The organism is Candidatus Nanopelagicales bacterium, assembly GCA_041393815.1.
GTDB lineage: Bacteria > Actinomycetota > Actinomycetes > S36-B12 > JAWKJK01 > JAWKJK01.
Window position 1 is genome coordinate 428,225 of record JAWKJK010000002.1, and the last position, 16,263, is coordinate 444,487.

Here is a 16,263-nt window from a genome sequence, read left to right on the forward strand (position 1 = left end):
AGTCGCCGCTCGTCCTCGTCGCCGGGCGGTACCGACGCCGTCGCTCCCATCGTGGCCGAACGCGTGCAGCCGCGCAGGCAAGGTTGAGATCCCCTGTCCAGGGCCCCGACTGTCAGAACGGGGGCTCGTCGGGTGGGGGTCGGGACGGGCCGGAGGGGTGGGGCAGGACCTCGGTGGTGGTGGCGCGGTAGGTGCGTGCCAGGGGTGAGGTCCACACCGGTTCGGGTCCGGCGTAGGGGTCTCGGATCGGGTCGGGGCGGGCGGTCCAGCCGGCGGCGTCGCGGCCGCGGTTGTGCTTCGGGCAGGTCGCGGCCAGCCGGTCCGCGCGGGTGCTCGGGCTGTCGCGGTACGCGGGGACGTGGTCGACGTCGCAGCCGGTCGCCCGCCGCCCGCAGCCGGGGTGGGTGCAGCGGGCGTCGCGGGCCTTGATGAACCGGGCCAGCCGGGTGCCGGGGAAGCGGCGGGTGCCGTCGTCGAGCAGGTGCCCGGTGACCGGGTCGGTGACCCAGCGCACCCAGTCGGCGTCGCCGGCCAGCGCGCGGGCCAGGTCGGGGTCGATCGGGCCGTACCCGGGCAGCAGCCCCGGCGCATCGGCCAGGTCCAGCAGGGTGGCCAGGTCGACCACCACCCCCACCACCGGCCCGCACCCCGGCCCCGACGGCGCCGGGCCTGCGGCCGACGCCGCGCCCGGAGTGGGTCCGCTGGTGGGGTAGGTCGCGCTGGGGAGGGCGAAGGCGTCCAGCACCGCGGCCACCCGCCACTGCCCCACCGTGAACCCCGCGCCCTCGGCGTCACCGGCGTCACCGGCAGCCGACGCGGCTGTCTGGGAGCCGCGGGCCTGGGCGGCTGTCTGGGCGTGGTGGGCGTGGGCGTGGATCGCGTCGCGCAGCCGCAGCAGGTCCGGGGCCGCGCCGCGCACCGCCAGGCAGCCCATCGCGTCCGGCTCGGCCCACCACGACACCCCGGACTCCTCCCGCACCGCCCGGCGGCGCCGCCGCGCCGCCGCGGCCGGGTCCAGCGCCAGCACACACGCGGTGACCCGCTCCCGCAGCCGGGCCGGGGGGTAGCGGTGCGCGGTCCACAGCAGCCGCTCCACGGCCACCTCGGCCAGGTCCCGGCCCTGCGCGTCGAGGCGGCCGGCCAGCACCGCCACGCCCTCCGCGACCACCCTCGCCTGGCCCCACGTCAACGACCCGGCCGCAACCTGCTCGCCCAGCACCGGCCAGCGGCGCACCAGGTCCCACGCCGCGGCGACCCGGCCCACCGCGGTGCGCGGCGCCAGCCGCAACGCCGCGCCGACCTCCTCCCCCACCCACGACGACGACGACGTCGCGGCGCCCCGGTCACCGGCGGCGGCCTGCACCGCGTCGGCGACATCGACCAGGGCGTGCGCGGAGCGCACCGCCACCCAGCCCGCCAACGCCTCGCACGCCCGCAGCAGCGACACCCGCGCCTGCCCCGGCAACGACGACCCGTCGACCTCGGCCAGCACCGCCGCCAGCTGCGGACCCGGCGCCAGGCCCTCCCACGGCCACCCGCCGTCGGCACTCAGGTCGAACCAGCCCTCCGCCACGACCCCCACGCTACCCAGGGGGTCCGACACAACCCACCGCCCGAAACAGACTGGGGATGAACGGGTTTGAGGAGCGCTAGGAGACCTTGCCGACCCCACCCGGGGGAGCTCCCCACCACGGCGTCGCCGTACCGAAGACCCGGTTGATGACGGCAGCCACGACGACGAGAACGAGGACGGCCGCCATCATCACGACCAGGTCCCCCACCGTGTCGAGCAGTCCGAGGGCGACGATGAGCGTCGTCGCCCCGGCCGGGGCGTGCGCCACTCCCAGCCACGTCATCACGGACAGCGTGAGCGCGAGCGCCACGGTCACGGCACCGACGCGGGCCCAGGTCACGTCCTCCAGGTCGGGCGCGACACCCCACAGCCCGAACGCCAGCAGCCCGACCACCCCGGCGAGCACGCCCACAAGATGACCACCGAGCACGGAGCGCGGGCAGGCCGCGAGCGCCAGGGGCGTGGCGAACACGATGTAGGCCGTGGGCCCGAGGCTGGGGAACACGAACGGCTGGTGGGTGGCCAGCGCGAGCACGCCGACGACCGCGATGCTCGCGGCGGAGGCGACCAGCAGGTACCAGCCGGGGGACTCGTCCATGCCGTCATCCAAGCCCCGTGCCGCATCCGGACGGAAACGCACCGGCGCCGTCGCCCATCGGCCACCATGGCACCGCTCGAATCGGATGACGCGACGAAGGACGGGACCATGCCGCTCGCCCACGACCTGGAGGCCGGTCGGTACGACGACGTGGTGCGCGAGGTCGCCGCGTGGGTCGCCGACGACCGGGTCGCCGCCTTCAGCGACCCCACCGTGAAGCGCTGGACCGCACTGCGGTGGAAGGACCTGTTCCTGCGCGAGGCGGTCCAGGACCCGGTGGCGCTGGAGCACGCCGAGAAGCCGGCCGGGCTCGGCGCGGCCATCCCCCGCATCGGCAAGGACACCCGGTCGGACCGGCAGCGCATCGCCGACCGGTTCCTCAAGGGCATCAGCGCGGCCGACTGGGACGTGGAGCTACCCGACCCCGCGGTCGAGGAGATCACCGACACCACGCTGCTGCTGTGCCCGGGGATGCTGTCCGGGATCCTGCACCCGGGCGCGCACGCCTTCGTCGAGGAGGCGCCGGCGCTGGCCGAGGAGCGGGGGTGGCGCACTCTGCGCGCCGACCTGCACCCGTTCCGCGGCTGCGTGGCCAACGAGGCCGACCTGCTCGCGGCGCTCGACCGCGGTGAGGGGTTCGAGGCCGACCTGACCCCCGTCGTGGATCCCGAGCCGCCGGGCGACGTCTGGGTGATCGGCTACAGCAAGGGCGGCCCGGACATCGCGACCTTCATCGCCGACCACCCCGAGTACGCCGGTCGCATCAAGGCCGTATTCACCTGGGCCGGCGCCATGGGCGGCTCGTACACAGCCGACAGCATCTACGGCCAGATCGAGGACCTCGACACTCAGCGCATCTCCGACCAGCTCGACGCGTTCCTGCAGATGCTCTCCCCCGGCTTCGTCGACCGGACCGGCCTGCGCCGCGTGGACGAGTACGACATCAAGCAGGCCTTCTACGACCTGCGTACCGACGTCCGCGAGCAGTTCAACCACGACACCGCGGACCTCTTGCTGGACCTGCAGATCCCCTTCTTCAACGTGACCGGGTCGACCACGCCGCTGGAGGTCCCGTCGTTCCAGTTCGTCGACACGGTCCGGATGCAGCAGTACGACGCGAACAACGACATGCAGCTCACCCAGAAGCAGGCGACGATGGACCTGGCCACGGCCACGCATGTCGCGATGCTGCACGGCACGCACTGGGACATCGCCTACGCACCCTTCCCCGCGCGGATGCGAGCGCTGTCCCCCAACCTCGACCACCCCTTCCCGCGGAAGGCCGCGCTGGCGGCGTCCTGGCTGCTGCTCGCCGAGCTGGGATTGATCTCGTAGCGCCGCCGGCTGCGCTACGTTGCGCGGATGCGGACCCTCTCGCGCCCGGTGCGCGTCCTCGCCGGCCTCGTCGCCTTCGCCACCCTCGCGTCGGTTCCCGTCACGGCGTCGGCCGTTCCCGCCGGCGACGTCGCGGCCGGACCGTACGAGCGGGTGCAGGCGACGGTGTCGTGGACCGTGTACGCGCCCACCGTCACCTACGGCCTGCCGCGCTCGGGCTTCCAGCGCATCCCGTGCCCGGGGACCGAGGCCGGCATCAGCGTCGACTACGGCAGCCAGGCCACGCGCAGCTCACGGTGGATCGGGCTGAACGAGTACGACGGCCGCCCCTGCCTCGACGGTCCGGACGGCGTGACGCGTTACACGACCTTCTGGGTACGCGGCGCCAAGGCGGTCGTGAACGGGGACTGCGCCAACGACCGGCCCACCTGCGCCAGCACCACGGCCGCGCTCGTCAAGCAGGGCGCGTACACCACCGTCAGGCTGCCCGGTGCGAACGGGCGGTCGGCGACGTTCGTCGAGGTCTACACCCAGAACCTGGCGCTGGCCGACATCAAGCGCTTCGTCCGCGGCCTCGTCCCGGTCCGGTAGCCGCGGCTACTCGTCGCCGAGCCGTGGCGTCACCATCCGCACCTCCACGGGGGCGCCGGGTCGGCCACCCGAACGGGAGGCGTACTCCGGGACCCCGACGCAGGTGAAGAGCAGCGTGGCGACGTCCTCCTCGATGCCGAGGAACGCCGGCACCTCGGAGTCCAGGAAGGTCATCCCGGACGCCGACGCCCCCAGCGCGTACGCCGCCAGGTGCAGGCGCCCCTCCACCACCCCCGCGGCGAGCTGCGCGGCCCGGTAGGAACGGTCGTCCAGCACGGCGGCGGGCGCCGCCGACACGACGACGAATGCCGCATCGGCCGCGAGCATCTGGTCCAGGCAGACCCGCATCGCCTCGTCGCGCAGGTCCCCGGCGTAGACGGGAACCAGCCCGTCGAACCACCGGTAGACCCCCGCCGGCACATCGTCGACACCGTGCACCACGACCCAGTGCGGGACGTCGATCCCGCGGGTCGCAGCAGCCATCGACCACTCGAGCGTCTCGCGAGGCAGCGTGCGGGACCGGTCCATCAACCGCTGCGAGCCACGGCGCAGGGTGACCGCGTCGAGCGAGTCCGACGGCGGGACGTGTTCCAGCACAGGGCCTTCGAGCCATGCCCGTCCCACGCGGCTCCGCTCGCCCGCCTCCTGGGCCGCGGTGCACAGCGGGAACTCGACCGGTGGGAGCTCACCCGCCACCGCGTCCCCTGCGGGCCCGATCGCCGGGTCGCCGTCGGCGACAGTCAGCAGCGCGAGCGGGTACTCGTGGACCCCGTCGGCTCCGACCAGGCGCCGCGCGGACGCGTCGGGGAAGACCGACCGGATCCCCGCAGGCCACCCCGCCGATCGCGCCGCCGCGGACAGCTGCGCCAGCAACGTCCCGCCGTCCCAGTACAGGTGCCGCCACCCGCGCTCGGCGTAGCGCCACCCGGTGCGCCACGGCACGCCGGTGACCACCAGGGTCGTGGCCGTGCCCTCGGGCGCGGGTCCGACCTGCACCAGCGCGTGCCGCTGCCCGTCGTACCAGTGCACGCCGTCCGGCACCCCGGCCACGCCGCGGGTGCACGCGTAGACCTCCAGCGGGAAGCGCGCCCCGGCGGACCCCGACGCCCGGAACAGGAACCGGCGCCCGTCCGCGTGGTCGTACGTGCGCACCACGCCCGCGCCGAGGAACAGCAGCCGGCCCAGCCAGGCAGCATCCAGCGGCCGGGGATCGGCCTCGACCCCGGCGAGCACGGACGTCGCCGACACCCCGGGGTCGGGCAGGTCCCGCGGCAGCAGCACCGTCGGCAGGCCGGGGTCGTACGACTTCATCGGCGGCGGGAACGTCGCGACCTCGTTCGGCTCGAGGTCGTGCCGCACCCGGGGATCGTCGGCGGGCATGTCCCAGTCGCGGTCGGGCGAGTACGACGTGAGCCGGTGCAGCAGCCCGGCACCGGAGTCAGGGTCCACGGCTCCAGCCTGCCAGGCGGCGAGAGCGCTACCGCTCGGCGAACCGCTCCCGCAGCAGCGGCGGGTGGATCGAGCCGGTCGGCCCGGCGCGGTAGAGGGTGGCCGGTCGACCCGGACCGTCGACGACGGTGAGCCCGGTGTCCTCGAGCAGGCCGGGCGTTCCGGTCACCTTCCGGTGGAAGTTCCGGGGGTCCAGCGACACTCCCCAGACCGCCTCGTACACCCGGCGCAGCTGGCTGACCGTGAACTCGCGCGGGCAGAAGGACGTGCCGAGGGAGGTGTACTCCAGCTTGCTGCGCGCCCGCTCCAGCCCGTCCCGCAGGATCCGGCGGTGGTCGAACGCCAGCCGCGCCGCCAGCGCCTCGTGCACCGGCCACCACCCGGCGTCCGCCGCGTGCGAGCCGGCCGACGGGTCCGGGAGGTCCGGGGCCAGCGCCAGGTAGGCCACGGACACCACGCGCATCCGGGGGTCGCGGTTGGGCGCTCCGTAGGTGGCCAACTGCTCCAGGTGGCCCGGCACCCGGCGCAACCCGGTCTCCTCGGACAGCTCGCGGGCCGCCGCCTGCGGCAGGTCCTCGTCCGGGAGCACGAACCCGCCGGGGAGCGCAGGTCGGCCACGGAACGGCTCCCCGCCACGCGTCACCAGCAGCACCCGCAGCTGGTCGTCCCGAATGGTCAGCGCCACCAGGTCGACTGTGACCGCGAAGGGCGGGAAGTCCCCCGGCCGGTAGTCGTGGGAGCCGTCTCCTGCCATGACGCACACCATATCTCGTCGACTTGACGATATCTATCCTCGGGGTTATCGTCGATTCGACAAGAATCATCCGTCACGGCATGGACCCGAGGAGGTCGTCATGGCCACCATCCGTCGCTACCCGTTCCTCAGCCACCTGCGCAGCGCCCCGACGATGTACGCGGTCCACACGTCCGCCGGCAGGCTGCGCCACACCGGCCCCGGCACCGCCTTCTGGTTCCGCCCTCTGTCGGCCGCGATCAGCGAGGTCCCGGTGGACGACCGGGAGCTCCCGGTCGTGGCGCACGCCCGTACCGCCGACCTGCAGGACGTCACGGTCGCCCTGACCGTGTCGTTCCGGTTCGCCGAGCCGGAGACGGTAGCCCAGCGGATCGACTTCGGTGTCGACCCCGACACCGGCGCCTGGAGCGCCACCCCGCTGGAGCAGGTCGAGCAGGTCGTCACCGAGTCCGCGTCCGCGCTGGCCCGCGACGCCGTGGCGACCCTGACCGTCGCCCGCGCGGTGACCGCCGGTACCGCCGACCTGGCCGACCGGATCGTGTCCGGCCTCCGCAGCGACGACCGCCTGGTGTCCACCGGGATCGGCGTCCTGGGCGTGCGCATCCGCGCGGTGCGCGCGGACGCCGACATGGAGCGCGCGCTGCAGACGCCCGCCCGCGAGGCCGCGCAGACCGAGGCGGATGCCGCGACCAGCACCCGTCGGGCGCTGGCCGTCGACCGCGAGCGCGCCATCGCGGAGAACGAGCTGGCGAACCGGATCGAGCTGGCCGCCCGCGAGGCGGGCCTGGTCGCCCAGGAGGGGCTCAACGCCCGCCGGCGCGCCGAGGAGGCGGCCGCGGCGGCGCTCGTCGAGACCACCGCGCGCGTGGAGCGGGACGACCTGGTCGCCGGCGCCCAGGCGCAGCGCACCCGCACCCTCGGTGCGGCCGAGGCGGACGCGCAGGCCGCACGCCTGGCCGCCTACGACGGGGTCGACCCGTCGGTGCTGACCGCGCTGACGCTGCAGGAGCTGGCCCGGCACCTCCCCGAGATCGGCCACCTCACGGTCACCCCCGACCTGCTCACCACCGCCCTCGCCGGCCTGGTCGGTCCGAAGGAGTCCTGACATGGCAGCCGTCCCGCGCGCCGTCGTCGTGCACCGGCGCACCGAGCTCGACGACCTGGTGGACCGGCACGGCACCCGGGGCGCGGCGGAGTTCTTCCTGCGCACCCGGGGCCGGACCCTGGCCGAGGTGCAGGACCGGCACGATCACCTCGGGTCCGCACTGGACCGGGTCCGTGACGCCGTCCCCCCGGCGTGGCGGCGCGGCTCGGTCGAGCGGGACGACCTGGCCCGTTTCCCGTTCGAGCCCGACGACGTCGTCCTCGTCGTCGGCCCGGACGGCCTGGTCGCCAACGTCGCGAAGTACCTCGACGGCCAGCCGGTCGTGGGCATCGACCCCGAGCCGGGCCGCAACCCTGGCGTGCTCGTGCCGCACGCACCCGAGATCGTCCCGGCGCTGCTGGCCGCCGCGGCCAACGGCGCGCTCGCCTGCGAGTCCCGCGTGATGGTGCACGCCGCACTCGACGACGGCCAGGAGCTGCACGCGGTCAACGACGTGTACGTCGGCCACGCCAGCCACCAGTCCGCCCGCTACCGGCTGCGCGCCCCTGGCAGCGACGCCCCCGAGCGGCAGTCGTCGTCCGGCCTGGTCGTGGCCACCGGTACCGGTGCGACCGGCTGGGCGGCCTCACTGGTCCGCCAGCGGGTCCACCCGGTGCCGCTGCCCGCGCCCACGGAGCCGGTCCTGGCCTGGTTCGTGCGCGAGGCCTGGCCCTCGCCCGCAACCGGCACCGACCTCACCGAGGGCGTCCTCGCGACCGACGAGTCCCTGGTCCTGACCGTGGAGTCCGACGCGCTGGTCGTCTTCGGCGACGGCCTGGAGCCGGACCGCCTCACGGCTTCCTGGGGCCAGACGGTCCACGTGGACGTCTCCGCCCGGGTGCTGCGGCTGGCCACACCAGGCCGGTAGGAGCCGGACGGTCAGGCCAGGCCGTGGGCCTCCCGGCTTCGGCGCTCCTGCGCCTTGAACTGGCCGAAGCGAGGCAGGAACTTGTCCCAGTCGATGATGTGCGAGTCGATCTCGGGGCCGTCGATGCAGGCGTGCTTGCGCACCAGCTTGCCGTCGATGGTCACCGGCACCATGCAGGCGCCGCACATCCCGGTCGCGTCGACCATGATCGAGTTCAGGCTGGCGACGCAGGGCACGCCGTGCGCGACGGCGAGGTCGCTGACCGCGCGCATCATGAGCGGCGGGCCGATGGTGACGACCTCGGCGACCCGGCGGCCCTCGCCGCGCGCGTTCGCCTCGAGCATCTGCTCCAGCGGTCCGGTGACGAAGCCGGGGACGCCGTACGACCCGTCGTTGGTCGTGTACACGACGTCGAACCGGTCGGGGTACTCCGCTTGCAGTACCCCGACCCGCTCGTCGCCCCCGTCCCAGAACATCAGGTCCTTGCTGCGGAAGCCCGAGACCAGCGTGACGTGGTTCCCGACCTTCAGGTGGGCGCGCATGATCGGGTACGCCGGCGGCAGGCCCAGCCCGCCGGCGGTGAACACCACCGTCGTGTCCGGGTCGTACGCATGCACGTCGCTGGCCCGCCCCAGCGGTCCGGCGATGCCGGTGAAGGCGTCACCCACGGACATCTGGTTGATCTCGATGCTGCTGGTGCCCACGCCCTGCACGACCAGGCAGATGGTGCCCTCGTCGGGGTCCCAGTCCGCCAGCGTGAGCGGGATGAGCTCGCCGTCGGGCCGCGGCAGCAGCCGGACGAACTGTCCGGCCCGCGCCGAGCGGGCGATCATCGGCGCGCGGACCGTGAACTCCTCGATCCCGTCGCTGAGGTGGCCCTTGGCCAGGATCGTCGGCGGCGTGGCAGCCAGGTCGGAGTAGACCCGGGCCCGCGCGACCTTGTCGCGGATCTCGTCCAGCGACATGTGGTCCGCGCCGAGGATCTCCCGGGCCGCGGCCTGGCCGTCACCGGCGGCGAGGATCGCGGTGGAGCCGCCGCGGGCGGCGTCGCCACCGGTGTAGACGCCCTCCATGGACGTCTCCTGCGAGCCGGAGTGGTCCAGTTCGAGCGTCCCCCACCGGGAGGTGTGCAGCCGGGGCTCGGAGTCCTTGATGATCGGGTTGGCGTCGTTGCCCAGCGCCATGATCACCAGGTCGGCCTTGACCACCTCGGTCTGCCCCGTGGCAACGGGGCGCCGGCGGCCGGAGTCGTCGGGCTTGCCGAGCTCCATGACGTGGAGCACCGCGCCCGACACGAAGCCGGTCTCGGTGTCGCCGAGGAACTCAGACGGCGAGCGCAGCACCTGCAGCGCGATGCCCTCCTCCAGCGCGTGCTCCAGCTCCTCGACGCGGGCGGGCATCTCCTTCTGGGTACGGCGGTAGACGATGGTGACGTTGCCGCCGAGCCGCTGGGCGGTGCGAGCCGCGTCCATCGCGGTGTTGCCGCCGCCGATGACCAGGACCTGCTTGCCCTCGGTGTCCGGCAGCGGGGTCTCGTAGTCCGACCGCAGGCCCTGCATCAGGTTGACCCGGGTGAGGAACTCGTTGGCGGACATGACGTTGAGCAGGTGCTCGCCCGGAACGTTCATGAACCGGGGCAGGCCGGCACCGGTGCCCACGAAGATCCGCTGGAACCCGGCGTCGCGCAGGTCCTCCAGGGTCGCGGTCTTGCCGACGACGAAGTTGGTGACGAACTTGCCCCCCAGCATCCGGATCTTGCCCACGACGTCGTCGATGAGGTCGTTGGGCAGCCGGAACTCGGGGATGCCGTAGCGCAGCACCCCGCCCAGGGCGTGGAACGCCTCGAACACCGTGACGGGGAAGCCCTCCGCCGACAGCAGGTAGGCGTTGATCAGACCCGCAGGCCCGGAGCCGACGATAGCGACCGGCGGGTGCGTCGCGGCCTCCCACGGGTCGCGGTGCCGGGCGAAGCGGCGGTTGGCCGCGTCCGGGTCGAGCAGCTTCTCCCGCTCGGGCAGGAACCACTCCAGCTGGCCGATCGCGATCGGCAGCTTCTGCAGGCAGACGCCCTGGCACTGCAGCTCCTGCGGGCACACCCGGCCGGTGACGTCGGGCAGCGGGTTGCTGGACTCGACCAGCTCCAGGGCCTCGCGGAACTTGCCCTTGCCGATGAGGTCGATCACCTGCGGGATGTGGATGGAGACCGGGCAGCCGCCCTTCGGGCCGCGGTGGTCGGCCAGGAACACGCCGAGCTCGCAGGGCTTCTCCTCGCACTGCTTGTCCCGCATGACCTCCAGCCACACGAACAGGTCCACCTCGCGCTGGGTGTAGCCGACGTTCATGTAGCCGAGGTAGCCCTGGTTGACCAGGCCGAAGTCGTGCGTACGGTCCTCGGCCTCCCGGATGTACGGGGGGATGCCGCTCTGCGACGGCCAGTCCACGGACAGGTGGTCGAACATCGGGTAGCGGTCGGTCAGGTGCGCCTCGATCCCGCGGATGAACTTGCGCTTGCCGCTCAGCGGCAGGTCCCACAGGAACCGCATCAGCACGACGCTGGCGTCGTCGCCGCGCAGCAGCATCTCCCACAGCCGGAGCACGAACTCCCGCGACAGGTCGGGCTGGCGGAACTCCCACGCGACCGCCTGCATCCCGTCGGCGATGAACATGTCCCGGAAGGACCGCGGGTCGGAGATCAGCCGCCGCTTGAGCAGGTCCATCTGGTGGTGGAACGACTCCACCTCCTCGGTGCGCTCCAGCACCTCGACCTGCGCCTGGCTGTCAGCCAGCGTGGTGCTGGCCTCCAGGTAGCGGGACAGCTCGTCCGTCATCGGATGATCTCCCCGTCGCAGGACTTGCGGACCCGGTCGATCCGCTTCTGGATGTCGGGGGTCACCTCCACGGTGTCGATCGCGCCGGGGATCATCTGCGCGACCTGGCGGCTCTGCCCGTCGATGATCACCGTGGTCTTCTCGAAGAACTGCGGGAGCTCCTGGTAGCAGGTGCCGCAGTCGTTGCAGGCCTCGAGGTCCGCCGGGTCCAGCCACACCGGCGCACCCTCGGGGCCGCCGGCCGCAGCGGGCGCCGGTGCCGCGGCAGGCGCCGCGGTGGCCGTCGCAGCTCCGCCGAAGCCACCGGCGGGGGCGAACCCGCCGACCGGTGCCGCGCTGGACGTAGCCAGCTCCGACATGGCCCGGGCGATGTCGTCCAGCGTGCTCTCCCGCTGCGCAGTCGCCTGCTCGTACAGCCCGCGCAGCTCCTCCAGGTCGGCCTTGTGCAGTGCGGTCAGCTGCGCCTCGTGCACGCCGGAGAGGTACTGCAGGGTCTGCCAGTAGCGGCGCCGGTCCTCGACCAGCGCGACGATCGCCGACGAGCACGCCACCTTGATCAGGCGCTTGTCGTCATCGGTGGCGTACACGAACGGGGTCCGGCCCCCGCGGGCATCGGCCGTCAGCTCGACGAACTCGTCGATCGGGAGCGCGCCCTCCTCCTCGGACTCGCCCAGCCGGCGGAACTGCTTCTTGAAGCGCACCTCCCCGAGCGCGAACTCCGCGGGCGTCAAGGGGGTGGTCATCAGATGCAGGGCACCGGAGTCGTCGACGTACTCGATCGTGCTCGTCGTCCAGGTCTTGTCGACATCGGGGTTGCCGTCGAGCGAGAACCAGTCGTGCAGGGTCTCCCCGTTGCGCGGGTCGTGCACGAACAGCGGGTGCATCCGGCTCTCCACGGCCAGCCGCGCCCGCAGGTTGGACGACGCCTCGGACACGCCGTGCTCGCCGCCGCAGGGGGTGTAGACGTCCATCACGGCGGCAGCCGGGTAGTCGATCATCCGCATCGTGCTGGCCAGGAAGTGGCCGTGCATCGCGGTGCTGGTGGCGCAGGCGAACACGTGCGGGTGGAACGACGCCAGCAGCCCCAGTTCCTTGCGCGCCTCGTGCTTGCCGTGGTGGGCACCGCCGAAGCGGGACAGGTCGGAGTCCTGCCCGATGAACGACGACGTCGAGGCCTGGCCCCCGGTATTGGAGTAGACGCCGGAGTTGAGCACGACCACCTTGATCGGAGTGTCGCTGGCCAGCACCCGGGACATCGCGCCGAAGCCGATGTCGACGCTGGCGCCGTCACCGCCGACGGTCAGCACGGTCGGCATCAGGCCCATCTCGTCGGGCGTGAAGTGGTCCCAGGCGAGCATCCGCAGCTGCGGGTCGTGCACGGCCGCGTCGTACGCGTCGGCCAGCTCCAGCCGGGCCAGCCGCAGCGCGCGGACGTCCGGCACCAACTGGGCCGACAGGCCCTCGAAGATGCCCTTGGCCAGCGGCTGGGTGTCCTGGAACAGGCTGTTGACCCACGGGTCGAGGTAGGAGTTGTACGGCATCGTCGACGCGTAGACGCTGCTGCAGCCGGTGGCGTTGGCGATGACCGTCGACGCCGGGCCGTTGCCGGTGGGGCCGCCCTCGTACAGGTAGAGCCGGCGCTCCAGCGCGGCGACCAGCCCGGTGATCCGGTCCCGACGCTCGGAATCGTCCGGTCCGAGCGAGTCGCGCTTGTCCTGCAGCGCCGCGACCAGCTCCTCCAGCTCCTGCTGGTGCGCCTTGCGGCGCTCCTCGCCCAGCGCGTGGCTGGTGGCCATGACCAGCCGGATCGCGGTGACCTCGCCGCAGCCGCGGCACCCGCCGTGGCCGCCGGAGGTGGAGTAGAAGTTGGGGTGGTCCAGCATCAGCCGCTTGAGGTCGCCGTCGAGCTCGGTGGACCCCTCCACGAACCGCTTCGGCGTGTTCGGCAGCGCGGACATGAACTCGAAGCGCTCCTGCAGCAGGCCGAGCACGTCCGCGTCCTGGTCCAGCGGCGTTAGCGCACCGGGACCGCAGACCTCGATGCACTCCAGGCAGCCGGTGCACTTCCAGGGGTCGATGGTCGCCGAGAACAGCCCGCCGGTGCCGGGGACCTCGTTCTCCATCGAGTCGAAGAACGGCCGTGTGCGCGCCACCGGGTAGACCGACAGCTCCTGCACCAGCGCGTCCACGTTGCGCAGCAGGGTCGGGTGGTCGACGTCGAGGGTCGACGCCACCTCGGCCACCACCTCGTGGAACGGCCGCGGCGTCTTGTCGCGCCGGTAGGCGTCCCGCACCCGCTCGGTGAGCGGGTAGACCTGCGCCTTCAGCAGCTCGCGCTGGCTCTCGGGCAGGTCGAGGTGGGCGATCCCGGTCAGCAGCAGGTCGTGGATCTCGTGCACCGTGTTGGGGATCGCGGCATCCGGGCAGACCAGCGCGCACTCCATGCAGCCGGTGCAGGTGTCGTAGTGGAACTCCGGGACGGTGAGCCGGAACAGGCCCTTGTCCTTGGACGCCGCCGACCCCGGCGGCATGAACAGCCCGGCACCCGGCAGCACCGGCGCCTCGGCGATGGTGCCCTCGCGGAACGGCCGTGCCATCAGGTCCTCGTAGTAGGCCGGGTCGAAGATGGCGGTGGGGCTGGCCGTCGTCGTGCTGGTGCACATGGACGCGGACAGGGCGACGCTGAGCAGCGTCTGGGCCGGGCCGGCCTCCTCGTCGATGGCGCGGAAGGCGGGGCTGTCGTAGTCGACGACGTGGGCGACCTCCATGCCCTCGCGGATGACGGCCATGTTGCCCTCGACCACCGCGACGCCCTTGGTGCCGAACTTCTTCTCGATCTGGGTCTGCACCTTGTCGTGGATCGCGTCCTGGGACGCACCCTGGGTGATGCGGTCGACGTGGCCGACGACGGCGCCGATGAACGCGATGCCCATCATCCGCAGCTCGAGCTCGGGCCGCGGGGCGTGCCGCTTCGCGACCCCGAACGCGTCGAGCACCAGGAAGCGGATCCCCTTGTCCCGGATGGTGCGGCGGGCGTACTTGGGCAGCTCGCGCCAGACCTGCTCCGGCGACAGGTCGGACTGCAGGATGAACGTCCCGCCCTCCACCAGGCCCTTGAGCGGGTTGGTGTGGATGAACGACTTGTGGTCGGGCGAGACGACGATCTCGACGTCCTCGAGCTCGGCGTTGGTGAGCAGCACCGGCTCGGGGCTGAGGGTGATGTAGTAGTTGGTCGGCGCGCCGCTCTTCTCCGACCCGTACTTCGGGGCGGACTTGGAGTGCATCCCCAGCACGCCGGCGAGGATGTCGGTGAGCAGCTTGCCCGTCGCGATGGTCCCGTAGCCGCCGACGGAGTGGAACCGGATCCGCAGCCCGGACTCGGGCAGCAGCACCGGGTTCGGCTCGGTCTCCAACGCCATCAGCTCGGTCTCCGGGTACGCCGCGCGCAGCCGCTCCTGGATCTCGGCCATCGCCGGCGACGGGTCCTTGGAGAAGAACTGCGACCCGAGGTAGATCAGCGGCGAGGCGCCGCGGTCTGCGGCGTGCTCGGCCATGTGCTTGTACGCCGCCACGATGTGCCGGGGCTGCACGTCGTGGCCGCCGAGGCCGAAGATCGCCGTCGTCAGGCGGGGCAGCCGGTCCAGTGCGGGGATGCCGGCGTACTGCTCGACGTCGGCGTTGGCACGCGCCTTGAACAGCGCCTGCGTCACCAGCGACGTGAGTGCGGTCTGGTCGGACCGCTCCAGCACGGTGACCGCCTTGGCGGTCGCCAGCGCCTCGACCAGCTCGGCCTCGGGGAACGGCTGCAGCAGCTTGACCGACACCAGCCCGACCTTGAGGCCCTGGCTGCGCAGGTACGGCAGCACGGCCTGGACGTCGTCGGTGATCGACCCGAGCCCGACCATGACGTAGTCGGCGTCCTCGACGTCGTACGTGTGCAGCGGGGAGTAGGGCCGTCCGCTCATCGCCGAGTACTCGGCCATCGCCTGGCGGACGAGGGCGGGCACCGCACTGGCGAAGTGGGTGCGGTGGTCCACAGCACCGGCCTGGAAGTCGGGCTGGTTCTGCACCGGCCCGGTGAGCCCCGGGTTGTTGGGGTCGACCAGCGCGGGCACGAGCTGGCGGGTGCCCTTGCGGAAGGAGTTGACCCACTGCCGCCGCCACGGCGCCCGCAGCTCCGCCGGGACCCACTCCAGCGTCTCGGCCACCATCTCCCCGGCGTCATCCTGCTCGACCATGTCCGCGGTGGCGTCCAGGAACGACGCCAGCGACTCCAGGTCGGCGGGGCGGAAGTCGTCGCGGTGCCGCTCGAGGTAGCGCTGCAGCTGGTAGACCCGGCCCTTGGCGCCGAAGAGCAGCTCCTGCGCCACGGTGGGGCTGGGGATCCGGCCGGCGGGGTCGCCGAGGTAGTCGCGCAGCAGCTCCGGCTCGGGCAGGTTCGCCTCGCTGAGCATGTGGCTGGTGGAGAACCCGTCCATCGCGTTGGCGACCGGGATGAGCGACAGCGCCGACGCCCGGTAGGAGATGGCGGCCAGGTCGGCCGCCTCCTGCGGGTTGGAGCCGAACAGGATCGTGTAGCCGGCGGACAGCAGGGCGTAGACGTCGTCGTGGCCCGCCATCACGTTGAGGGAGTGCTTGGACACCACGCGGGCGGCGACCTGGAGCACGAAACCGCCGATCTTCTTGCCGACGGTCACGTAGTGCGACTCCATCGCGTACAGGATCCCCTGGCTGGAGGACGCGTTGGAGATGAACTGACCGCCCGTCAGGGCGGCGCCGAGGGCGCCGCTCTGCGCGGAGTGCTCACCCTCCGGCTCGAAGAAGAACGGGTGCCGGCCCCACGCGTTGACCCCGCCCTCGGCCCGAGCGGCCTCGAACAGCTCGGAGATCTCGGTCGAGGGCGTGATCGGGTAGCCGATGACACCGCCGCAGACGTGGCGCATCACGTGGGCGACAGCCCCGTTTCCGCTGATGACGCTGGGAATACCTGGGTACGTGGGCTGCTCAGTCATGTGCCTATCCGGAGCCGTGGGATCGGTTTGGCCCAGCCTGACTCCTGCGGCCGCCGGAATCCCGGGTCCATCGTCCCCCGATGCCCTCTCCAACGGCCCCCTTGAAGCGTC

At 72.6% G+C, this 16,263-nt stretch carries 10 protein-coding genes; 4 read left to right on the plus strand and 6 right to left on the minus strand.

The features are described 5' to 3' along the window. Positions 1 to 112: 112 nt before the first annotated feature. Both R2737_07500 and R2737_07505 read right to left on the minus strand, forming a co-directional pair. On the minus strand, positions 113 to 1,573 hold the full coding sequence (locus R2737_07500; protein MEZ5116096.1) for a DUF222 domain-containing protein: 1,461 nt from the start codon (positions 1,571 to 1,573) through the stop codon (positions 113 to 115). Between the two features lie 76 nt (positions 1,574 to 1,649). Further along, positions 1,650 to 2,171 (minus strand): HPP family protein, encoded by a 522-nt coding sequence (locus R2737_07505; GenBank protein MEZ5116097.1) that lies wholly within the window; start codon positions 2,169 to 2,171, stop codon positions 1,650 to 1,652. A gap of 108 nt (positions 2,172 to 2,279) precedes the next feature. Here R2737_07505 and R2737_07510 point away from each other — a divergent pair, with 108 nt between their 5' ends. Both R2737_07510 and R2737_07515 read left to right on the plus strand, forming a co-directional pair. Continuing rightward, the gene (locus R2737_07510; GenBank protein MEZ5116098.1) at positions 2,280 to 3,506 is read left to right on the plus strand and encodes a hypothetical protein; all 1,227 of its coding nucleotides are present in this window, start codon (positions 2,280 to 2,282) and stop codon (positions 3,504 to 3,506) included. A gap of 27 nt (positions 3,507 to 3,533) precedes the next feature. Beyond that, positions 3,534 to 4,097, plus strand: a complete 564-nt coding sequence (locus tag R2737_07515; GenBank protein MEZ5116099.1) for a hypothetical protein — start codon at positions 3,534 to 3,536, stop codon at positions 4,095 to 4,097. Between the two features lie 6 nt (positions 4,098 to 4,103). Here the strand turns inward: R2737_07515 and R2737_07520 are convergent, their stop codons facing one another. Both R2737_07520 and R2737_07525 read right to left on the minus strand, forming a co-directional pair. Continuing rightward, entirely contained in the window at positions 4,104 to 5,546 is a 1,443-nt protein-coding gene (locus tag R2737_07520; GenBank protein MEZ5116100.1) for a hypothetical protein, read from the minus strand. A gap of 28 nt (positions 5,547 to 5,574) precedes the next feature. Then, positions 5,575 to 6,300 carry an NUDIX domain-containing protein gene (locus R2737_07525; GenBank protein ID MEZ5116101.1) on the minus strand — a complete coding sequence of 242 codons (726 nt, stop codon included), beginning with the start codon at positions 6,298 to 6,300 and terminating at the stop codon, positions 5,575 to 5,577. 100 nt (positions 6,301 to 6,400) lie between these two features. Between R2737_07525 and R2737_07530 the strand changes: the two genes are divergently transcribed. Together R2737_07530 and R2737_07535 are read left to right on the plus strand one after the other, a co-directional pair. Then, positions 6,401 to 7,405, plus strand: coding sequence for an SPFH domain-containing protein (locus R2737_07530; protein ID MEZ5116102.1), 1,005 nt, complete (start codon positions 6,401 to 6,403; stop codon positions 7,403 to 7,405). Position 7,406: 1 nt separating this feature from the next. Continuing rightward, on the plus strand, positions 7,407 to 8,312 hold the full coding sequence (locus R2737_07535; protein MEZ5116103.1) for a hypothetical protein: 906 nt from the start codon (positions 7,407 to 7,409) through the stop codon (positions 8,310 to 8,312). Between the two features lie 11 nt (positions 8,313 to 8,323). Here the strand turns inward: R2737_07535 and R2737_07540 are convergent, their stop codons facing one another. Together R2737_07540 and R2737_07545 are read right to left on the minus strand one after the other, a co-directional pair. Beyond that, on the minus strand, positions 8,324 to 11,140 hold the full coding sequence (locus R2737_07540; protein MEZ5116104.1) for a sulfide/dihydroorotate dehydrogenase-like FAD/NAD-binding protein: 2,817 nt from the start codon (positions 11,138 to 11,140) through the stop codon (positions 8,324 to 8,326). Further along, positions 11,137 to 16,152, minus strand: a complete 5,016-nt coding sequence (locus R2737_07545) for a 2-oxoacid:acceptor oxidoreductase family protein (GenBank protein ID MEZ5116105.1) — start codon at positions 16,150 to 16,152, stop codon at positions 11,137 to 11,139. Before R2737_07545 ends, R2737_07540 begins: the two co-directional genes overlap by 4 nt. Positions 16,153 to 16,263 lie beyond the last annotated feature (111 nt).